Here is a 21350-nt window from a genome sequence, read left to right on the forward strand (position 1 = left end):
AGAAATTTTGTTGTTGTTGCACAAAAACGCCGATTTGTAATAGGGAGAGGAATAGCATTATTTCTCTCCAATTATTTATTTAAAGAATTGGAGAAGGACTATGAATCAAGAAGAATTAAGGAATAAATTGATTTCAATAGTTGATTCTGGTCTTAATGCCAGAGCTATTGCAGATCATACTAAAATTTCGTATGAAAGCTTGGCAAAATATAAACAGGGTAAAATGTATCTTATTCCTGCTGATGCAGACAAGCTTGAAAAATACTTATCGTTGGTACAGATTCCAACATCAATTTAGTAATAACATCCGGCAGGATGATTATTATATATTGAATATCATATTATAGGCAGGGAGATAGGACTTCCTGCCCGACAAAACGATAATAATGCTTGTCACCTTCAGCAAGTGATGATTTCTATTATAAAAGTTAAATCTAGGCAATTTAACCAATTAGTTGATATACTGTTTTAAAACAGCAGTATATCAACGGAGTACCGAGTGTATTCAAAACAATGAATAATTAAGCGGACAGGCTGATTCAAATTAGGTCTGTCTGCGAAATCAGAAAAAGGTAGTATTCTGTCGATTATTGGTATATAATGGTAATATTAAATACTGATGATTGGGGGAGGTAATAATTGTGCTAATAGCAAGCATATTGGCTCATGCAGGTTTAGGAATAGTTCTGGCATTATTTTTCGTTATCTATTATGTTAACGGAAATGGAAAGGCAAAGATATTTTTTGAAATATTATTAGGATTAGGTGGAAATGCAGGTGCTATTTTTGTTTTATATAGAACATTTAAAATTGAAGATACTACTGTAAACTTGTTCTCTATGGCATCATGTTTCTTTTCATTTATTATTGCAACGATTATATTTGTTATAATATTTGCTAACATGATAAAAGATAAAGAAAATGATAAACTTCAAATCATACGATTAAGAGATATTATCGTAGGTCAGACATCGTGGGTTAAAGAATTTCGTGATAAACGAATGAAAGAGATTGATGATGTATTAGACTATAACAAACTAAGACAAAAAGAAGAAACAATAAAACGTCAAGAACAAGAGATTGAAACAAAAAAAAGATTTATAGACGAAGAAATAGAGCGAATAGAACAAATTGGCAATAAAAAAGTTCATTTAAAATTGCCAGAAAAGTCTAATATAACTCTAACTAAAGAATTTGTTGATTTAATGCCATCTTATTTTAAAGATGTCGTTAGGTGTATTTCTGAGATGAATACATTAGAACAAGAGTATTTAAGTATAGTTAATACAGAAAATATGGATATAAATAATATAAAATCGTATTTGTATGCTTTGTCTACAGCAATATCTTCTAATATTTTTAATAATAATTCTGGCGATATACGAATACATTTTCGATATTATGATAAGGATAAATGTGGTTATGTAAAATTGGCTGCAATTAAAGGAAACCAAATCTTTGTTCAAGACATGACATTTATTCCATATGATAAAGAAAATATGATTAATAAATCATATGAATGTAAACGAGCATTGATAAAAAGCATAAATTGTTCTTATGACTATAAAAGTGATAACAATGCTATTTGGAAAGATTATTTAACATATACATTTTATAATTTAAAAACAGAAAATATTCCATATTTATCATTTGGTATTTCATTAAAGAACGAAATTAGATACAAAAAATTGTTTTATTTTTTAAATTATATCGCTTTTTTTGAAGAATACTTGCAGGAAAAAATAGAAATACTGAATAATAAATATAATTTGGAATACATAATATATGGGGGTAATGAATAAATGTCAAAAATATCTAAGTTAAATGCTTTTACAACTATGGTAGAATATATTGATTGTGACAAAACTCAAATTGCTAACGATATATTCAAAATTATAAATCGCTCTCAAAATCAAGATAAAAAAAATAATGTTATTTCCAATTATATACAACTACAAAAAAAAGAAGAAAAGTATTTTAAGAAAGAATTTATAATTGAAGAAGGACAATGCAACAAAGAGCAGGACTAATCTCCTGCTCTTTTACTATATGCACTGATTAAAGAAGAGTGTATTGATTAGATATAGCTATGTAAAACAATTTTAATACGAAATTGATATAAAAACCAGTGTGATTGATTTTGTACTGGTTATTCTTTTTGGTCAAATATATTTGACACTTAATAGAATAAGGAAAGGGGGGGGTGAGCAGATGACGCAGGAAGAGTTACGAGAATTATATAATGAACGTTTAGAAAAAGAAAAACAGACATATATTTCTAAAGTTACCGGTATTGATGGAGCTATACTTAGCAAATTCAAAAACAATAAAATCAATTTATATCCGGCATTATTCGCAAAGCTGGGGAACTATCTATTAAATTCATAAAATTCAATTCAAATTTATCTAAGGCGAAAAGCCAGAATCTGATTATTCAATCAAATATTTCAAGAGGAAAATCTATGAAACTTAATAAGGATGACAGAATCAAGTATGATGATTCTTTTTATGCGGTTGTGGCAGTTATATGGTCAACCGTTTATTTGCGTGCGATAGAAGATGGCACAACAAATTATGACTATGAAATCAGTGAAGTTTATAAAACATATAGAGATGTGGAGTTTCTGGGAAAGAAGGTTAATTAATGGAAGAAAATAGATTTACATATGAAGATGTGTTCAATGTGCTTAATAGTATGGATGGGATAAAGAAAGAGTTTTTAATCGAAAGTATAGATTTGTCTCAACTATTAAACATGTTAAATTCGAAAGAAGCGTTTGAAGCAGTATTAAAGAATATAGACGATTGTATTGCTCGATATCAGCTTTTGGAAGCGCATTTAGTTGAATTAAAAACAAAACTTATTACAGGCGAATATAACGTAGCTGGTGTGATTGATAAAAATACTATCTCTGAAAAATACGATGATTTAAAAGAAGATGATAAGAAAGATGTTGTTTTGAATCTGATGAATAATGGAGATTTTCAGAAGAAGTGTTGTGAAATTTTGAGTTCTGACATGAAAAGATGCATTAACACTGATGCAACATTAAGGATTTTAGATCGGATATTCGGTGTGAGTAAATATTTTGATAGACTTATCAGCACTGGTATTGGCTGTAATCATCAGTATAGGATTGAGTAATGAAGAAGGAATTTGATGAATGGGATGATTTGATGAACGACATTAAATCTGATGTTGATGATGTGCTCTCCAAGGAAGTATTTGACGAGGTTCGGGATATTGAAATGGAACATATTCAAACCGATGTATTTAGTCAATATACTCCTAAAATTTATGAAAGAAGATCTAATGGTGGTATTGATGATCCTAGAAATATAGTTGGATATGAGAAAAGGATGCACTTATCAGTGGTTAATGAAGCACAATTTAACGATGATTACGGTACCTATAATCATGGTTATGGACTGCCGCAGTTGATTAATGACGGAGATAGTAGAAATGGATTTTACTACGATTTTCCTGGCGTATACAATGCACCAAGACCATTTATTGATAATGCAGTAGAAGAGGTTGAAAGGTCAGAACGAGTAGACTTTGCATTTGAAGATGGAATGAAGAAACGTGGAAATACGATGATTTAGAAAAGGAAGTGAAGTAATGGCGAAGAAAATAAATGTTGATGTAAATTTGCGGGATGAAGAAGCAAAGAAAAAATTAAAAGATATTGAGAATGGAAAATATAAGGTTGATGTGGATATTAATAGCGATGGAGCTGATAAGACTACTAAGAAAATCAGTGAGCTTGCATACACAACAAAACATTCTCAAACTGTTTTTGAAAAGCTAAAAAATACTATGGGAAATTTGTTTTCTGGAAAAAATATAGCCTTTACAGCATATTTAGCTGTATTGAATGAAATTAGAAAAGCGGCTAGTAATACAAGGCAAGAGATTACTGATCTTGATAAGTCCATTACGGATTTATCAGTTGCAATGGGACAAGGACGTAATGCAGCGGCAGAATATCTAAAACAGTTAAATCAACAAGCTCAAGATATGGGGGCAACAACAAAAGAAGTGGCTGATTCGGCAGATTCATGGCTTAGACAGGGAAAGTCTGTAAAAGAAACAGGAGAACTTGTATATGATTCTATGATACTGTCGAAATTAGGACAGATTGAGAGTGCAGATGCAAGTACATATTTAACTTCAGCTCTTAATGGATACAAAAAAAGTGCATCTGAAGCAATTAATATAGTAGATAAATTAACGGCTGTTGATATGGAATCGGCATCAGATGCCGGTGGACTTGCTGAGTCAATGTCTAAAACAGCTTCCGCTGCTGATATGGCAGGAGTCAGTATGGACAAACTGATTGGAATGATTGCTACTGTTAAAGAAGTCACACAAGACAGCGATGAGTCTGTCGGTAATATGTTTAAGTCTGTATTTTCACGTATGAATCAGATTAAGGCAGGTAAATTTGTAGACTTAGAAAATGGAGAAAGCCTGAATGATACTGAAAAGGTACTTAATAAAGTTGGTATTGCAATGCGTAATGCTAATGGTCAGTTTATCAGTAGCGAAAAGATCATGGATGAGGTCGGTGAAAAATGGAGCGATTTTGATAGTGTGACGCAGAGAGCAGTTGCAACGGCAATGGCAGGATCATATCAATATAACAAATTAATTGCATTATTTAATAACTATAGTAAGGCACTAGACTATACAAAAACGAGTGCTGAATCAGCCGGCACTGCAATAGAGAAATTTAATTCATCTTATAAAGAAAGCCTAGAGGCTAAAACAAATACGTTGCAAGCATCTTTTGAATCTATGATTATGAATTCAGATATGAATGAAGTTTATAGTAGTATCTTAGATGCTACAACAGCACTTGTAAAATTTGTTGATGAGACGAAAATTCTTAAGGGTGCGCTTATAGGGGTTGCAGCATTTGCTGGTATCAAGGCATTTATGAGTATAAAAACAGGGGCAACAGAAGCATATATTGAATTAAATAAGTTTACAAATGCAGTAAAAATCGCAAACAGTACAGAAATTTCTACTGCGGAATATAATAAGCTTTTGTTACTTTCAGATGGATTATCTAAGAAACAAATGAAACTTATATTAACAACGAATTCATTAACAGTAGCACAAAAGAAGCAATTGTTAATGTCATCTGGACTTAGTAAAGAAGAGGCGATTGCAACCTTGCAGGCTTGGAAGATGTCTGTTGCAAATAATGGGCTTTCAGCATCTACAACATCAGTGAGTAATGCATTCAAAGGATTATGGCTTACATTAAAGGCTAATCCATTAATATTAATTACATCAGCGATTGCAATTGGTGTATCTGCATGGCAGAAATATAAGCAGGCACAAGAAGAAGCAAGTCAAAAAGCATCTGAGGCAGCAAATACTTATAAAGAACAGTCCTCTTCTATTGATGATGCAGTTACAAAATATAAAGAATTACATCAGCAATTATTAGCCGCCAAAGGAAATGAAGAAGAAACCGCAAGTGTTAAGTCTCAATTATTAGACTTACAGAAACAGTTGAATGAACAGTTTGGCGAAGAGTATGGAAATATTAACCTTGTTACTGATGCATACAAGGATCACACAGAAGCTATTAAAGCTTATAATAAAGAAGCTGCTAATACTCTGTTAAATGAAAATCGTACTGAGCTTAATAGAGCAGAAGACAAAATGACTGATGATAATGTTTATATGCTTGGAAATTTGGATGGTCTTACAAAAGCAGATGAACTTGGTACACTTGATAAAATTAAAAAGTTTGCTGCAGATAATAACATTCAATTTTCTGATATGGGTGGATTCCAATTTACAGGAAATGCGGAAGAAGCAACAGAAGCAATAAATAATTTTATGACATCTGTATCAAATCTTCAAAAAGAATTAGAAAGTACAGGTGAAACATCTGATGTTTTGGATAATATTTTTGAAGGCTTATTAGATAACTCAAGCGAAGCTCTAACAGATGCTAATAGCATAATTGATGAATACGGTGAAAAATATCAAGAAAAGCAATTGGCTGAGATAGCTTCTTCTGATAAATTGTCTTCTGCATATAGCAAAGTAACATCTGCTGTTCAAAAATATAATGATGCCGTTGCTAATTCTGACAATCCATATGAAGATGAAAATGTAAAATCTGCATATGATAATCTTCAGAAAATAAAAGGTGAGATTTCTGATGATTCCGATTGGGATAATTACAAGGATATCATAGATAAAACATTTGATGAAGCAGATTCTGATTCATATGCTTTTTACGAAGATTTAAAGGAAAATAAAGACGGTATTGGCGATTTAGCAGATGAATTAAAAGGATTGTCCGAAACAGACATTCAGTCAATGATTGATGACGGGGATAACGGAGATGCATTTGACAAGCTTGTAAATAGTGCAAAAGAGTTTGGATTAGAAGCACAGGATGTTATTTCTATTTTAAAGAGTCTTGGAATTATACTTGATGACGTATCAGATGATGGTCAAAAATCTCTCGCAAAAACTAAATCAGAAATGATAGATACCATTAATGATATGTCAGATGGTTTCGATATTTTAGACAAAGTATATAAAGATGTAAAAGATGGTGATGTATTTGATTTTACAAATCTTAATACGAAAAAGTTTCAAGAAGCTTTTTCAGGACTTGAACCTGAATATGAAAAATTCATTGAAACCGTATCTGCGTCTCCGAATGACTTAAAGGGGTGTCAGGATGCGTTTAATGAATTAGCTTCTGCATGGATTAATTCAAAAGGTATATTAGAAGGCTTAACAGAAGAAAATGCTAATGTAGCAGAATCTATGTTGAAAAATATGGGTATTTCCAATGCTGAAGAAATTATTCAAGGATATCTTGGTGTCATCAAAGAAGTTACAAATGCCGGATATGACCTTGAAAGTATTACAGAAGATGAAGCCGTTGCATTTTTGAACCAAGCAAAAGCATCTGACACAGCAAAACAATACCTTACAAACTATCTAATTCAAAAACAATTGTCGCAGCAACCTTTAAATACATCTTCTGATGTATTGGCACTTGAAAATCTTTGTGATAAATTAGGTGTCACTGGTGAAATGTATAAATATGTTACTGGTCTTAAATCAACGCTTGCGGCAGTAGATGCTGGTGCTCCTCTTGCAGCATATCAAAGCCAGATTGATAGTTACAAAGAAAAGATTGCGAACTTATCTTCTACTGGAACGATAAATTTCAAATTCAATTATACTGGTGGAGATTCTTCTAACAAAACTTCTAAATCCAAATCGTCTTCATCATCAAAAGACGCATATAAGACAGCTTTTGAAAAGGAATATAATCTGCTTAAGCATAATCTTGAAATGGGATATATTACTGAGGAACAGTATTATAATGGTGTTCAAACTTTAAACGAGAAATATTTTGTAGGAAAAGAAAAATATCTTGATGAATACCGCAAATATGAAGAAGAAGTTTATAAAGGATTAAAAGCATATTATAAATCATATTGCGATAATATGATGGATTATTATGAGAAATCCTTGGATGCAAACAAAATTTCTTATAAAGAATATTGTGACGCAGTAAGTAAAATGCTTGCCGATATGCATAATTCTGGTAAGATTTCTGATAAAGATTGGTATGATTATACACAGACAATGCTTAATAAACAAAAAGATTTGTATGACAGGGCATTATCTGCTATTACTAGAAGGCTCGAAAAGGAAATTGATGCTTGGCAATCAAAAATTGATGAGTTAAATGACCAGAATGATTCTTTAAACGACCAAAAGGATGACATGGATTCTGCTATTGATGCTATTACAAGAGTGTATGACACAGAAATTGATAGAATCCAAGGTATTATAGACGGTTTAAAGGATGCTAACGATGAGTGTGAAAGAACGATTGCATTGGAAAAAGCAAAATACGAATTAGAACGGGCATATAGTCAACGAGTAAAGAAAATCTATACAGAAGAAAAAGGATATATATATGAACTTGACTATGACAAAGTTCGTGATGCACAAAAAACGTATGATGATGCAGAATTAGATGTAAAAACAAATGAGTTACAGAAGCAGATTGATACACTTGAAGAGTTTAAGCAGAAATGGCAAGATATACAGGATGCTTATCAGAAATCTATTGATGAGATGAATGCTACTGCATTACTTGGCTCAGAATATCAGAAACTTATTTTGAACAACAATATTGTTGATATTGAGAATTTTAAAAATAGGTATTTGAAAATTCAATCACAGATCAACGATAATGAAGAGTTGATAAAAAGTTTTGAAGAAAAGAAAGATTATTATGAGAAACTAAAAGATCAGTGGTCTTCAATTTCTGACGAATATAGCAATAGTGTTGATGATATGTATGCGAAACAATTGCTTGGTGCAGATTGGGAATCTCAGGTTCTTAGTGGACGTATAGATACTCTTGATGACTTTAGAAATAAGTATAATGATATACAAAAAGCTATTTCTGATATGGCTTGGCAATCTGCAAATGCACAAATAAGTGCTTTAAATGCGATTAAAGCAGCAGAAGAAAATGTATCTCAAACATCTGGTGGTACTGGTGGTTCTGGCGGTAGTTCAGGAGGTGGAGGTGGCTTTACTCCTATTCAAAACCAAAAGGCATATCATGTATTACACCTTGTAGGTGGTTATTCTACAAGTGGAGAAGCTTCAAGTAAAATAAGTAGCTTTAATGGTAAAGGTGTCTATAAGTATAAAGATGGAAAATGGTATGTTTACAAAGAAGAAGATTATTCAAATCTAAGTTTTGGTAGCAAATCAGAGGCAGATGACTATATCAAAAAACATTTAAGTCCTGCCGGAAGATTCTTAGTAAAATACTATCATGATGGTCTTGAAAATGGTCTTGTTGATTTTAGCAAGAAAGATTCCAACTTTGACCTTGTTCAGAAATATGGTCTTAAGAAATATGAAGTACCGGCAATTTTAAAACAAGGCGAAGCTGTCATGAATCAGGAACAAATCAAGAATCTTGGCGAAGCATTAAGAAGTATTCCAACCGCTGCTACTTTGCGTACAGTACCTGATTATACAAAGATGCTGTCTAGTTTAAAGACTAATAATAATCCTGTTATGGTTACTCAGAGTGAAATATAACATTACCGAATGTTACTAATAACTCTGGTTATGAAAACCTGACAAGAGAATTAAACAGACTTAAACTTGACGCTTACCAGTTTGCGAATAGACGGAATTAAAGGAGCTTATTTATGGAGAGTGTTGCATTAAGTTATTATAGTATAGTTTTTATTGGATATGGAAGATAAAGATGAAAAATCGATACCACATACCAAAAAGAAATTGTTAAATACATTTATAGTATGGCAATAGTAAGCAGTTTTGCTTATCTATTCGCAGTTAGCTTTACAAAAGATTGATAATAGAATATATGAATTTTATGGCAGAGGTTGTAATGACTTCTGCCTTTTATAATAGGAGCGTGATTATTATAGAAAGTGCAGTAATTTCATTAGATAATAAAGTTTTATTGAATATAAAAGAAGCATCCGATTTGTTTGGAATTGGACAGCATAGACTTAGAGAAATAGTTCGTGAAGATTATGGAAACAAATATCATTTGATGCTGGGGAGAACTATCAAGATTAAAAGAAAACAGTTTGAAGAGTTTATAGGTAATGTCGAACAGATTTAAGAAATAGACAATGTGCTTGGAATGTGCTACAATTCAATATGGTATGCATTCGAGGCACTCTGATATAAGGAGGCTAAAGAATGGCAAATAAAACTACGTCAGAAAAGAACAAGCCTGCAAGAAAAAAACTAAGACCTAATGAATATTACAATCCAAAAACAAAGAGGTACGAATATCACTATAAAGATTGTTTGGGAAAAGAAAGGGTTATTAGTTCATATAGGCTTGAAATGACAGACCAATTACCAAAAGGTAAGAGGTCAACAAAGAGTTTGCGTGAAAAGGAGGAAGAACTTAACGCATATCTTGAAAATGACATTGATATTGATGGAGCAAAACTTACTTTGTTAGAGGTTGTAGATAGATACCTCAATTCTCTATATAATAGGAAGAAGTTGGCACACAATACCAAAGTTGGTTACAATGTTACAGTGAATACGCTGAAACAATATAAGCTAGGTTATATAGAGATTGGAAAAATTAGACCAGAACATTGTGAAGAGTGGCTTGCTGATATGAAGAAAAAGTATAGAGGTTCATCTATTCAGACACAAATTAGTCTTATTAAGAGAACTTTTGAATATGCTTTAGATTATGATTATGTGGCAAAGAACCCATTCAGACGTATTACAACAGACAGGAGCGACAGTAAGAAGATGGACGCTCTTTCTGTAGAGGATATGAACAGATTTCTTGATTTCTGCTCAAAAGACACGCATAGTTCACATTGCTATGATATGCTATATGTATTGTTTTGGAGTGGATTAAGAGCGTCAGAATTATGTGGACTTACTCTTGATAACATTGATATGGACAAGCGAATGATTACTGTTGATAAACAGTTACAATGCATCAACCACACTCATGTTGTATTGCCTACAAAAACAATGAATGGTGTAAGAACTATTCCTATGACAGATGGTGTGTATGAAAGTTTCCGGCGTATTATTAAGAATCGCTATTTAAAAGGCTATATAGAGCCTGTATGTTACGATGAGCAAGGCAATGCATATGAAGGATTTGTATTTCTTGCAACAAGAAGCAGAAGAACTATTGTAAGAGGTCATGTAGAGGAATATCTACAGAATTGTATTAAAAGGTTTAACAATGCGAATCCAGAAAATCCTATTCGTAAATTTGAACCGCATATTTGCAGACATACGTTTGCTACGAATATGCAATATTTACCACCAAAGACATTGCAGTACATATTGGGACATGGCAATATATCTACAACGATGGACAACTATGTGGATGTTAGGCCGGGAGTTGAACAACGTATGCAAATCAATGCAATAGCAAAGCAATTAAATGCTAATTAGTATGAATTTTAGCATACTAAATATTTACTAATTACAATGTGTAATGAGATGTAACAAAACATACAAAAATGTAATGAAATGACAGTAAGAACTGTTGGAAATGTGCACAAGCATTGAGAAAATGCTTGATTTGAAAGGATTTGACAGAATGATAGCAATTATTGACTATGATGCAGGAAACTTAAAGAGTGTGGAAAAAGCATTAGCATATCTGGGCGAGGAAAGCGTAATTACAAGAGATTTTCATACCATTGAACAGGCAGATAAGGTGATTTTACCGGGCGTTGGTTCTTTTGGTGTGGCAATGGATAATCTGAAACGCTATGAACTGGACAAGGTCATCCATGAAGTATGCGAAAGAAAAGTGCCATTCCTTGGAATCTGCCTCGGACTTCAGCTGATGTTTGAAGGAAGCGAAGAGTCAGAAGGAGTAGAAGGACTTGGACTTTTAGAGGGAAAGATTGTACGGATTCCGGATACCTATGGACTGAAAATTCCGCATATCGGTTGGAATTCCCTGCATTTACAGAATAATGGAAGACTATTTCAGGATGTGCCGATGGATGCCTATGTATATTTCGTGCATTCTTATTATTTACAGGCAAAGTATGAAGAAATTGTAAAAGCAACTACAGAATATGGAGTCACTATTCATGCATCTGTGGAGCAGGACAACATCTTTGCCTGCCAGTTCCATCCGGAGAAGAGCAGCTCCGTTGGACTGAAGATACTTAAGAACTTTGCGTCATTACAGGGAGGTGTGAAATAATGTTTACCAAGAGAATTATTCCATGTCTGGATGTCAATGATGGAAGAGTTGTAAAAGGTGTGAACTTTGTGAATTTAAGAGATGCCGGTGACCCGGTGGAAATTGCGGCAGCCTATGATAAAGCCGGAGCAGATGAAGTGGTATTTCTGGATATTACAGCATCTTCGGATAACCGTAATACAGTAGTAGATATGGTAAGACGTGTAGCGGAAAATGTATTTATTCCATTTACCGTAGGCGGAGGAATCCGCTGTGTAGAAGATTTTAAAGTGCTGCTTAGGGAAGGCGCAGACAAGATTTCCATTAATTCTTCTGCAATTAATACACCACAGTTAATCAGTGATGCGGCAGACAAATTCGGAAGCCAGTGTGTGGTTGTTGCCATTGATGCGAGAAGAAGAGAAGATGGCAGCGGCTGGAACATTTATAAAAATGGCGGAAGAATTGATGTAGGTATTGATGCGGTAGAATGGGCAATGAAAGTCGAGAAGCTTGGAGCCGGAGAAATTCTTTTGACCAGTATGGACTGTGATGGCACGAAAGCCGGTTACGATTTGGAACTGACCAGACAGATTGCAGAAAATGTATCTATCCCGGTCATTGCTTCCGGTGGAGCCGGAACGAAAGAGCATTTCTATGAAGCTTTGACAGAAGGTAAAGCAGATGCAGCACTGGCAGCATCATTATTCCATTATAAAGAACTTGAAATTATGGACCTTAAGAATTATCTTGCAGGTCGCGGGGTATCAGTAAGGAGATAAAACTATGGCAATGATTACCAATGACTGGCTGGACAGTGTATCTGCCGAGTTTAAAAAGCCATATTACAGAGATTTATATGATTTTGTAAAAAAAGAATACAGCACCCATGTGGTATATCCACCGGCAGATGATATCTTTAATGCCTTGCACTTAACACCGCTTTCAGAAGTAAAGGTGCTGATTTTGGGACAGGATCCATACCATAATGAACATCAGGCACATGGTCTTAGTTTTTCCGTACTGCCGGATCAGAAAGAGATTCCACCATCTTTACAGAACATCTATAAAGAACTACAGGATGACCTTGGCTGCTATATCCCTGACAATGGTTATCTGGAAAAATGGGCAAAGCAGGGTGTATTATTATTGAACACGGTTCTGACCGTCCGTGCACATCAGGCGAATTCCCATCAGGGCAAAGGCTGGGAGCATTTTACGGATGCCATTATCCAGGCGGTCAATGCCCAGGATCGACCAGTTGTCTATATGCTGTGGGGCAGACCGGCACAGAGCAAAATTCCGATGCTTACCAATCCGAAGCATCTGATATTAAAAGCACCTCATCCAAGCCCGCTTTCGGCATACCGTGGTTTCTTCGGATGCAAACATTTCTCACAGGCGAATGCATTTTTAGAAGAGCATGGAGTAGCACCGATAGACTGGCAGATTGAGAATTTGCAGGATGGATTTTAATGTTGACTTGATACCAATAATGTTAAATAACAAAGCATTGCAGGATTTAATAGGTTTCTATGTCAGGCATAAAATACCGCAGTTCTAAATTACATATTTTTCTTTTTACAATATAAAGTGTCTTTCCAATGTTTGACAAACTATCCGCACGGTTCGTCAAAAGGACGGATGTATGACACAATTTATTAGGGGCACTTAGAATTTCGTATTGCAACCGGCAACGCCGGCACAGGATGTGCCGGCGAGGTGCAATCTGAACATGGATGTGAATTTGCACCGGTTGCCGGGCAAAATACAATATGTTTCGAAATTCTTAGTGCCCCTTATAAATCTTGTGTAACATCCGTCTTTGGCGGACAGTGCGGATAGTCAGTCAAAGCAACGGAAAGACATTTTGTAATCAAGAAAAATATGTGCTAAGAACTGCAGGTATTTCATGTCGAATCAACATAGAACCCCATGAAATCCTGTTATTCTTCGAATTGCCAACATGGTATCCAGCCAACATAAAAAATTATTCCTAAAATGAGGAGTGCCCCGACATCTTTCGGATGCCGAGGCTATTATGAAAAAATATATCTAAAAACATGAGTTTCTTTTGATGATTCTATAGTATGCTATAAATATGACAAAACTATGAACAAACCATAAAAACTTTGTGAAAAGTTACAATAGATGAAAAAAATCACATAAAAAGTTGTGAATTTTACACAATGTTGCAATCCTGTGCCTAAAATGCTATAATAGCATTAACAATAGGCAGACGTGGGACAAGGATGTTACACATCAGATATCAAAGGAGTGATTATATGATAGGCATTTCAAATTATGATTCGAATTCAATTAACACATTGTTTTCCGGATTATCAAATGGAAGCAGAACTTCAAACAGCGGTTTGTTAGGAATTAATATTGCTGATTATTCTGCAATTCGTACCGGTTCCTATTTTAAACTGATGAAGGCATATTATGGTGGAAATGATTCTGCCAGCAAGATTGTAGAGACAAACAAGAAGACTTCAACGTCTACTGCAAAGGATGATACTAAGACATTAGCAAAAATTGAAGATGCTGCGGAAGAGTTGAAGGGTGCATCCGATGCTTTACTGGATAAGACCAAGAAGTCTGTATTTAACAAAGTAACAACAACCGATGCAAAGGGTAATACCACAACAGATTATGATAAAGACGCAATTTATAAGAAAGTAAGTGCTTTCGTAGACAGCTACAATAACCTGCTGAAGAAATCAGAAGATTCCAATACCAATGGAATTCTCAATGCAGTTTCTTCCATGGTTCGGACTACGGATTCCAATGAAAAGTTACTTTCTAAGGTTGGAATTACCGTTGGTGTAGATAACAAACTCAGTATTGATGAGGATACATTTAAGAAGGCAGATATGTCTTTGGTAAAATCTTTGTTCAATGGAAATGGTTCCTATGGATATCAGGTATCTGCAAAAGCATCTTTAGCAGATTATTATGCAGAACGGGAAGCATCCAGGGGCAATACATATGGTAATACAGGTACATATACCTACAATTATAATACCGGAGAGATTTATAATACGACAACCTGAGTGACCGGTTAATAATTATGATTCGCATAATGACGGTGTAAATGTCAGGTATAAATAATATATGCAAATAACAAGAAACGTGTGTTGCAGGAAAGCAATTTTCGGTAAAGCAAAAAAAGCAGGTGTTCCGATTGGAACACCTGCTTTCTATCTTAAAAGCTATTTTTAGTTATCATTCTCGTCTTCTTCACTCATGGAGTAAACCTGACGTTTTCTTGCCATTTCATCACTTTCTAAGTATTCATCGTAAGTGGTAATCTTATCAATGAGTCCGCCATTTGGAAGAAGCTCCATAATGCGGTTGGCAGTGGTCTGTGTGAACTGGTGGTCTCGGGAAGCGAAGAGTACAACACCCGGGAATTTAATCAGACCGTTGTTTAATGCGGTAATGGACTCCATGTCTAAGTGGTCGGTAGGCTCATCTAAGATTAAGACATTGGAAGCCTGAATCATCATACGGGAGAGCAGTACACGCACTTTTTCTCCTCCGGAAAGGACTCTCATTTTCTTCATGCCGTCTTCACCGGCGAAAAGCATTCTTCCTAAGAAACCACGTACATAAGTAGCATCTTTGATTTCGGAATACTGGGTCAGCCAGTCTGTGATAACAAGGTCAGTATCAAAGATTTCGGTATTGTCCTTCGGAAAATAGGACTGGGAAGTCGTAACACCCCATTTGTAAGTTCCTTCATCCGGCTCCATTTCACCGGCAAGAATCTTAAAGAGGGTAGTCTTGGCAAGCTCGTTGCTTCCGACAAAAGCTACTTTATCATCATGTCCTAAGATAAAGGATACATTGTCTAATACTTTTACGCCATCGATAGTTTTGCTTAGCCCCTCTACGGTAAGAACCTCATTACCGATTTCACGCTGTGGGCGGAAATCAATGTAAGGATATTTACGGCTGGAAGGTTTGATTTCATCCAGCTCGATTTTTTCAAGGGCACGTTTTCTGGAAGTTGCCTGTTTGGATTTGGAAGCATTCGCAGAGAAACGGGAAATGAACTCCTGTAACTCTTTAATCTTTTCTTCCTTCTTTTTATTGGCTTCTTTCATCTGCTTAACAAGAAGCTGGCTGGACTCATACCAGAAATCGTAGTTACCGGCATATAACTGAATCTTGCCATAATCGATATCGGCAATATGAGTACATACCTTATTTAAGAAGTAACGGTCGTGGGATACGACGATTACAGTGTTGTTAAAGTTAATTAAGAATTCTTCCAGCCATGCAATGGCATCTAAGTCTAAGTGGTTGGTCGGCTCGTCTAAGAGCAGAATGTCCGGATTACCGAATAATGCTTGGGCTAAAAGCACCTTAACCTTGGTAGCACCCGGAAGGTCACGCATAGTGGTGTAGTGGTCTTCTGTCGGGATGCCAAGACCATTTAATAACATGGCAGCATCGGATTCTGCATTCCAGCCGTCCATTTCAGCAAATTCGCCTTCCAGTTCACTGGCACGGATACCATCTTCATCGGAAAAATCCTCTTTTGCATAGATAGCATCCTTCTCCTTCATGATATCATAGAGACGTTTGTTTCCCATGATAACGGTATCTAAAACGGAGTACTCATCATATTTGAAGTGGTCCTGCTGCAGGAAGGAAAGACGTTGTCCCGGTGTAATAACCACATCGCCGCTGGTGGAGTCTAATTGTCCGGATAAAATTTTTAAGAAAGTAGATTTACCGGCACCATTGGCACCAATCAGACCGTAGCAGTTGCCTTCCGTGAATTTAATATTTACATCTTCAAACAAGGCTTTCTTCCCGATTCGTAAAGTTACATTGTTTGCACTTATCATAATCAAATCTCCTGACTCTTTGAATTTACGGTGCTTTCATGCTTATGCACCAATTCGTATCATACTAGAAAAACAGTGGAAAAGCAACTAAAACTTCTTATAGAAGAAATTCGTGATTGTTCTTCATTTCGTACAGTCCATAATCTTGATAATCGACAAATAAAATGCTAAAATGTGATTTAGGTCGATAAGACATAAGTTTTTTATTTAAATAAGGAGGAATAAATAATGTCCAGAGCAAAACAATCAATGGACGGTAATACAGCAGCAGCTCATGTAGCTTATGCATACACAGACGTTGCAGCTATTTATCCTATTACCCCGTCCAGTCCAATGGCTGACTCCGTAGACCAGTGGTCCGCAGCAGGTCAGGAGAATATCTTTGGAAATCAGGTTAAAGTCGTAGAAATGGAATCAGAGGCAGGAGCAGCAGGTGCCGTACATGGTTCTCTTGCAGCAGGTGCTTTAACCACTACATTTACCGCATCCCAGGGTCTTTTATTAATGATCCCTAATATGTACAAAATCGCTGGAGAGCAGCTTCCATGTGTATTTGATGTATCAGCACGTACCGTTGCAACCCAGTCCTTAAATATTTTCGGTGATCACAGTGACGTATATGCTTGTCGTCAGACAGGTTTCGCTATGTTATGTGAGACAAACCCACAGGAAGTTATGGACTTAAGCCCAGTTGCTCATCTTGCAACAATTGAAGGAAAAGTTCCATTCATCAACTTCTTCGATGGATTCCGTACATCTCATGAGATTCAGAAAATCGAGAAATGGGATTACGCAGATTTGAAAGAAATGTGCAACATGGACGCTGTAAAAGCATTCCGTGAGCATGCATTAAACCCAGAGCATCCAGCAATGCGTGGTTCTCATGAAAACGGAGACGTTTTCTTCCAGCATCGTGAAGCTTGTAATACAGCTTACAATGAGTTACCGGCTATCGTTGAGAAATACATGGGCAAAATCAATGAAAAACTTGGTACAGATTATGACTTATTCAACTACTATGGAGCAGCAGATGCAGACCGTGTTATCGTAGCAATGGGATCTATCTGTGACGTAGCAGAAGAAGTAATCGACTACTTAACAGCAGCAGGAGAGAAAGTCGGATTAATCAAAGTTCGTCTGTATCGTCCTTGGGTATCTGCTTCCTTATTAAAAGTTCTTCCAAAGACTGCAAAGAAAGTTGCTGTTCTTGACAGAACAAAAGAGCCAGGAGCATTAGGCGACCCATTATACTTAGACGTAGCTACAACATTACGTGAAGCAGGATTAAACGACGTTGTATTATGTGGCGGCCGTTACGGATTAGGATCTAAGGATACTCCTCCTTCATCTGTATTCGCTATCTACAAAGAACTGGAAAAAGATGCTCCAAAGAGCAGATTTACAGTAGGTATCGTAGATGACGTTACAAACTTAAGCTTACCAGAGGTTAAGCCAGCACCTATCACATCTGCAGAAGGAACTGTAGAGTGTAAGTTCTGGGGTCTTGGTGGAGACGGTACTGTAGGTGCTAACAAGAACTCTACTAAGATTATCGGTGACCACACAGATAAATACATCCAGGCATACTTCCAGTATGACTCTAAGAAGACCGGTGGTGTAACAATTTCCCACTTAAGATTCGGTGACAAGCCAATCAAGAGCCCATATTACATCAACCAGGCTGACTTCGTAGCATGCCACAACCCATCTTATGTAACCAAAGGATTCAAGATGGCCCAGGATGTTAAACCAGGCGGAGTATTCATGATTAACTGCCAGTGGTCAGACGAAGAGTTAGCTCATCATCTGAATGCTGAAGCAAAGAAATACATTGCTGATAACAACATTCAGTTATATACAATCAATGCAATTGACAAAGCAATTGAAATTGGTATGGGTAAACGTACCAACACAATTTTACAGTCTGCATTCTTCAAACTTGCAAACGTTATGCCTATCGACGATGCAGTAGAATTCATGAAAGCAGCAGCTAAGAAATCCTACGGTAAGAAGGGTGATGCTGTCGTAGAAATGAACTACAAAGCTATCGACGCTGGTGTAGACGCAGTACATAAGGTTGAAGTTCCAGCATCCTGGTCTAACCCAGAAGCAGATCCAGCTCCGAAGGAATTAACCGGACGTCCTGAGACTGTTAAGATGGTAAGAGACTTAATGGAGCCAATCTCCAAGATGGACGGAGACAGCCTTCCAGTATCTGCATTTGCAAAGAATCCGGATGGACAGTTCGAACATGGCGCAGCAGCATATGAGAAACGTGGTACAGCCGTAACCGTTCCTACATGGGATGCTGAGAAATGTATTCAGTGTAACCAGTGTGCTTTCGTATGTTCACATGCAACCATTCGTCCATTCATGTTAGACGAAGCAGAAGTAAAAGCTGCTCCAGAGCAGACAAAACTTGCTGATACAAAGCCAAAGGCTGGCGAGTACAAATATACAATGAGCGTATCCCCATTAGACTGTATGGGATGTGGCGAGTGTATTACGGTATGTCCAGTAGGCGCAATCGAAATGGTTCCTCAGGAATCACAGGCAGATCAGCAGCCAGTATTCGATTACTTAGTAGCAAACGTTGGAAAGAAACCTGGTATGCCGGCAGACAATACCGTTAAAGGTTCCCAGTTCAATCAGCCATTGCTTGAGTTCTCAGGCTCTTGTGCAGGTTGTGCAGAGACATCTTACGCTCGTTTGATTACTCAGTTATTTGGTGAGCATATGTATATTTCCAATGCAACAGGATGTTCTTCTATCTGGGGCGGTCCTGCAGCAACATCACCATATACAGTAAACAAAGATTCCAAGAAAGGTCCGGCTTGGGCAAACTCCTTATTCGAGGATAACGCTGAGCATGGTTTTGGTATGGAAATCGGACAGAAAGTTCTTCGTGAGCAGGCAATTGCAAGCGCTAAGAAATGTGCTGAGTCTGATAAAGCAAGCGCAGAATTAAAGGCTGCATTTGACAAGTTCGAAGAGACTAAGAATGATACAAAAGCTAATACACCTGCAACAGAAGCATTAGTTGCTGAGTTAGAGAAAGCTGCAGCAGCAGGATGCCCGGATGCTAAGGAAGCATTAGATAAGAAGAATTACCTTGCTAAGAAGTCTGTATGGATCTTCGGTGGTGATGGATGGGCTTACGATATCGGCTTCGGCGGATTAGACCATGTACTTGCTTCCGGTGAGAACGTAAACGTAATGGTATTCGATACAGAGATGTACTCTAATACAGGTGGACAGGCTTCTAAAGCTTCTAACATCGGTGAGGTTTGTCAGTTCGCTGCTTCTGGTAAAGAAGTTGGCAAGAAGAGCCTTGCAGAAATCGCTATGAGCTACGGCTATGTATATGTAGCACAGATCGCTCTTGGTGCAAATATGGCAAATGCTGTTAAAGTAATTGCTGAAGCAGAAGCATACAACGGACCTTCACTTATCATCGGATATGCTCCATGTGAGTTACATGGTGTTAAGGGTGGAATGAACCACTGCCAGGATGAGATGAAGAAAGCAGTAGCAGCAGGTTACTGGAACTTATTCTCATACAACCCGGCATTGAAAGCAGAAGGAAAGAACCCATTCACATTGACTTCTAAGCCAGGTGATGGATCTTACCAGGATTTCTTAAATAACGAGACACGTTACAGCAGATTAACACGTTCCTTCCCAGACAGAGCAGAAAAACTGTTCAAAGCATCTGAGGAAGCTGCAAAGGCTCGTTATGAACATCTGTTAAGATTAGTTGAGCTTTATAAATAAGATTAGCTGATTGGACAGAAGAATCTGACGATTAGGTAAAATAAAAGAGATGTAATTTACAGAAGTGTAAGTTACGTCTCTTTTTTTACTTTATAAGAACGATATCAAATTAAATTAGTCTGATTATTTCGTTAGAAAAAATCAAATCTATATGCCAGAATATGACATAATTCTATACAAAAAAAATATATACTTACATTCAACACAAAAGAAAAATCACATGCATAAAAAGACAGGGGAAGGTCATAATAAGGGAAGCAAAAGAATAACAGGGGGTGCAGTTTGTGGCAGATAAGGATTTCCGCAAGCTGAAGCGCTGGGAGTTGATTGAAATTATAGAGGGACTCCAGAAGGATTCACAGGGAACTGCAGAAGAAAATGGCGGGAATAAGGACAAGAAAATAGAATTAGATGTGGCACTTCAAAGTATACAGGCGGAGCACAAACGCAGAGAGAAGAAGCAGCATCTTTTCAGTGCGATTGGAATACTGCTTGTGGTGGCAGCAATTTCAGTATTGATTGCAACGAGATTAGTACCGGTATTGCAGGTTTCGGGCAAGAGCATGGAACCGGCATTAGAGAATGGTGAACTGGTAGTAATAAAGAAGACTACAAAAATCAAACAGGGAGATATCATCGGCTTTTACTATCAGAGTAAGATTCTTGTAAAAAGGGTCATAGGAACTGCAGGTGATTACATAGATATAGACGAAGACGGCAATGTATATGTAAATGGTGAAAAATTAGATGAACCATATGCAATAAAGAAAGATTTAGGGGAATGTGATATTGATTTTCCTTATCAGGTGCCGGAAGGCAAATATTTTGTGATGGGAGACCATCGTTCGGTATCGGTTGACAGCCGGAGTTCAGCTATTGGGTGTGTGGCAGAAGATCAGATAATTGGAAAGGTGGCTTTTCGATTCTGGCCATTGAGTAAAATGGGATTCCTTAAATAGGG

General features: G+C 36.5%; 17 protein-coding genes. 16 read left to right on the forward strand and 1 reads right to left on the reverse strand.

Going from position 1 to position 21350, the window contains the following annotated elements; genetic code table 11:
* The first annotated feature begins 100 nt into the window (after nucleotides 1-100).
* From DWW33_RS04255 to DWW33_RS04315, 14 genes are all read left to right on the forward strand, one after another.
* On the forward strand, nucleotides 101-298 hold the full coding sequence (locus tag DWW33_RS04255; protein ID WP_118638908.1) for a hypothetical protein: 198 nt from the start codon (nucleotides 101-103) through the stop codon (nucleotides 296-298).
* Nucleotides 299-641: 343 nt separating this feature from the next.
* Nucleotides 642-1802, forward strand: a complete 1161-nt coding sequence (locus tag DWW33_RS04260) for a hypothetical protein (RefSeq protein ID WP_118638909.1) — start codon at nucleotides 642-644, stop codon at nucleotides 1800-1802.
* On the forward strand, nucleotides 1803-2030 hold the full coding sequence (locus DWW33_RS04265) for a hypothetical protein (RefSeq protein WP_118638910.1): 228 nt from the start codon (nucleotides 1803-1805) through the stop codon (nucleotides 2028-2030).
* A gap of 181 nt (nucleotides 2031-2211) precedes the next feature.
* Nucleotides 2212-2388 carry a hypothetical protein gene (locus DWW33_RS15785; RefSeq protein WP_199650701.1) on the forward strand — a complete coding sequence of 59 codons (177 nt, stop codon included), beginning with the start codon at nucleotides 2212-2214 and terminating at the stop codon, nucleotides 2386-2388.
* A 74-nt stretch (nucleotides 2389-2462) separates the two neighbouring features.
* Complete coding sequence (locus DWW33_RS04270) at nucleotides 2463-2645, forward strand: hypothetical protein (RefSeq protein ID WP_118638911.1); 183 nt, start codon at nucleotides 2463-2465, stop codon at nucleotides 2643-2645.
* Nucleotides 2645-3145 carry a hypothetical protein gene (locus DWW33_RS04275; RefSeq protein ID WP_118638912.1) on the forward strand — a complete coding sequence of 167 codons (501 nt, stop codon included), beginning with the start codon at nucleotides 2645-2647 and terminating at the stop codon, nucleotides 3143-3145. The genes DWW33_RS04270 and DWW33_RS04275 overlap by 1 nt, the downstream gene beginning before the upstream one ends.
* Nucleotides 3145-3606 carry a hypothetical protein gene (locus DWW33_RS04280; RefSeq protein ID WP_118638913.1) on the forward strand — a complete coding sequence of 154 codons (462 nt, stop codon included), beginning with the start codon at nucleotides 3145-3147 and terminating at the stop codon, nucleotides 3604-3606. The genes DWW33_RS04275 and DWW33_RS04280 overlap by 1 nt, the downstream gene beginning before the upstream one ends.
* A 16-nt stretch (nucleotides 3607-3622) precedes the next feature.
* Nucleotides 3623-9127, forward strand: a complete 5505-nt coding sequence (locus DWW33_RS04285) for a phage tail tape measure protein (protein ID WP_118638914.1) — start codon at nucleotides 3623-3625, stop codon at nucleotides 9125-9127.
* Between the two features lie 301 nt (nucleotides 9128-9428).
* Nucleotides 9429-9683, forward strand: a complete 255-nt coding sequence (locus tag DWW33_RS04290) for an excisionase (RefSeq protein WP_158577450.1) — start codon at nucleotides 9429-9431, stop codon at nucleotides 9681-9683.
* An 80-nt stretch (nucleotides 9684-9763) separates the two neighbouring features.
* Entirely contained in the window at nucleotides 9764-11005 is a 1242-nt protein-coding gene (locus DWW33_RS04295) for a tyrosine-type recombinase/integrase (RefSeq protein WP_118638916.1), read from the forward strand.
* A 148-nt stretch (nucleotides 11006-11153) separates the two neighbouring features.
* Nucleotides 11154-11774, forward strand: coding sequence for an imidazole glycerol phosphate synthase subunit HisH (hisH, locus tag DWW33_RS04300; RefSeq protein ID WP_117698210.1), 621 nt, complete (start codon nucleotides 11154-11156; stop codon nucleotides 11772-11774).
* Nucleotides 11774-12535 (forward strand): imidazole glycerol phosphate synthase subunit HisF, encoded by a 762-nt coding sequence (gene hisF, locus DWW33_RS04305; protein WP_022242430.1) that lies wholly within the window; start codon nucleotides 11774-11776, stop codon nucleotides 12533-12535. Before hisH ends, hisF begins: the two co-directional genes overlap by 1 nt.
* Nucleotides 12536-12539: 4 nt before the next feature.
* Entirely contained in the window at nucleotides 12540-13229 is a 690-nt protein-coding gene (locus DWW33_RS04310) for a uracil-DNA glycosylase (RefSeq protein WP_117946708.1), read from the forward strand.
* A gap of 809 nt (nucleotides 13230-14038) precedes the next feature.
* Nucleotides 14039-14809 (forward strand): flagellar filament capping protein FliD, encoded by a 771-nt coding sequence (locus tag DWW33_RS04315; RefSeq protein ID WP_118638917.1) that lies wholly within the window; start codon nucleotides 14039-14041, stop codon nucleotides 14807-14809.
* 165 nt (nucleotides 14810-14974) lie between these two features.
* On the opposite strand, the gene DWW33_RS04320 is transcribed toward DWW33_RS04315, so the two are convergent.
* Nucleotides 14975-16615, reverse strand: coding sequence for an ABC-F family ATP-binding cassette domain-containing protein (locus DWW33_RS04320; RefSeq protein ID WP_022242433.1), 1641 nt, complete (start codon nucleotides 16613-16615; stop codon nucleotides 14975-14977).
* A gap of 228 nt (nucleotides 16616-16843) precedes the next feature.
* Here DWW33_RS04320 and nifJ point away from each other — a divergent pair, with 228 nt between their 5' ends.
* Complete coding sequence (gene nifJ, locus DWW33_RS04325; RefSeq protein ID WP_118638918.1) at nucleotides 16844-20389, forward strand: pyruvate:ferredoxin (flavodoxin) oxidoreductase; 3546 nt, start codon at nucleotides 16844-16846, stop codon at nucleotides 20387-20389.
* Nucleotides 20390-20673: 284 nt separating this feature from the next.
* On the forward strand, nucleotides 20674-21348 hold the full coding sequence (gene lepB, locus DWW33_RS04330; protein ID WP_242995096.1) for a signal peptidase I: 675 nt from the start codon (nucleotides 20674-20676) through the stop codon (nucleotides 21346-21348).
* The last annotated feature ends 2 nt before the right edge of the window (nucleotides 21349-21350 follow it).

The organism is Roseburia sp. AF15-21, from assembly GCF_003479505.1.
Classification (GTDB): Bacteria; Bacillota; Clostridia; order Lachnospirales; family Lachnospiraceae; genus Roseburia_C; species Roseburia_C amylophila.

What these genes read in the sequence shown, in the direction of transcription:
- DWW33_RS04310 (WP_117946708.1), top strand. Translation starts at nt 12,540, where the DNA reads ATGGCAATGATTACCAATGACTGGCTGGACAGTGTATCTGCCGAGTTT.
- DWW33_RS04320 (WP_022242433.1), bottom strand. Translation starts at nt 16,615, where the DNA reads ATGATAAGTGCAAACAATGTAACTTTACGAATCGGGAAGAAAGCCTTG.
- DWW33_RS04295 (WP_118638916.1), top strand. Translation starts at nt 9,764, where the DNA reads ATGGCAAATAAAACTACGTCAGAAAAGAACAAGCCTGCAAGAAAAAAA.
- DWW33_RS04270 (WP_118638911.1), top strand. Translation starts at nt 2,463, where the DNA reads ATGAAACTTAATAAGGATGACAGAATCAAGTATGATGATTCTTTTTAT.
- DWW33_RS04285 (WP_118638914.1), top strand. Translation starts at nt 3,623, where the DNA reads ATGGCGAAGAAAATAAATGTTGATGTAAATTTGCGGGATGAAGAAGCA.
- DWW33_RS04275 (WP_118638912.1), top strand. Translation starts at nt 2,645, where the DNA reads ATGGAAGAAAATAGATTTACATATGAAGATGTGTTCAATGTGCTTAAT.
- hisH (WP_117698210.1), top strand. Translation starts at nt 11,154, where the DNA reads ATGATAGCAATTATTGACTATGATGCAGGAAACTTAAAGAGTGTGGAA.
- DWW33_RS15785 (WP_199650701.1), top strand. Translation starts at nt 2,212, where the DNA reads ATGACGCAGGAAGAGTTACGAGAATTATATAATGAACGTTTAGAAAAA.
- hisF (WP_022242430.1), top strand. Translation starts at nt 11,774, where the DNA reads ATGTTTACCAAGAGAATTATTCCATGTCTGGATGTCAATGATGGAAGA.
- DWW33_RS04280 (WP_118638913.1), top strand. Translation starts at nt 3,145, where the DNA reads ATGAAGAAGGAATTTGATGAATGGGATGATTTGATGAACGACATTAAA.
- nifJ (WP_118638918.1), top strand. Translation starts at nt 16,844, where the DNA reads ATGTCCAGAGCAAAACAATCAATGGACGGTAATACAGCAGCAGCTCAT.
- DWW33_RS04315 (WP_118638917.1), top strand. Translation starts at nt 14,039, where the DNA reads ATGATAGGCATTTCAAATTATGATTCGAATTCAATTAACACATTGTTT.
- DWW33_RS04265 (WP_118638910.1), top strand. Translation starts at nt 1,803, where the DNA reads ATGTCAAAAATATCTAAGTTAAATGCTTTTACAACTATGGTAGAATAT.
- DWW33_RS04255 (WP_118638908.1), top strand. Translation starts at nt 101, where the DNA reads ATGAATCAAGAAGAATTAAGGAATAAATTGATTTCAATAGTTGATTCT.
- DWW33_RS04290 (WP_158577450.1), top strand. Translation starts at nt 9,429, where the DNA reads ATGGCAGAGGTTGTAATGACTTCTGCCTTTTATAATAGGAGCGTGATT.